The organism is Paenibacillus periandrae, assembly GCF_022458865.1.
In the GTDB taxonomy this organism is placed as follows: Bacteria; Bacillota; Bacilli; order Paenibacillales; family NBRC-103111; genus Paenibacillus_S; species Paenibacillus_S periandrae.
Genome location: NZ_JAJNMU010000245.1, coordinates 1 through 227 on the forward strand (window position 1 = coordinate 1; position 227 = coordinate 227).

Genomic DNA, 227 nt, shown 5'->3' on the forward strand with positions numbered 1-227 from the left:
ACAACTGGTTGAAATTCCAGTACCACCGAGAACCGTTATGAGCAATGGGGTGACGCAGAAGGATAGTGACGCGGACTGATGGATGTCCGTCCAAGCAGCGAGGCTGGTGTGTAGGCAAATCCGCACATCGATAAGGCTGAGCTGTGATGGGGAGCGAAAATTGCAGTAGCGAAGGTCATGAGTTCAAGCTGCCAAGAAAAGCCTCTAGCCAGGGAGAAGGTGCCCGT

Annotated in this window: 1 rRNA gene; it reads left to right on the plus strand. The window is 53.3% G+C overall.

Going from position 1 to position 227, the window contains the following annotated elements:
- Positions 1 to 227: ribosomal RNA gene (locus tag LRL21_RS45405) — 23S ribosomal RNA — on the plus strand; the annotation flags it as partial.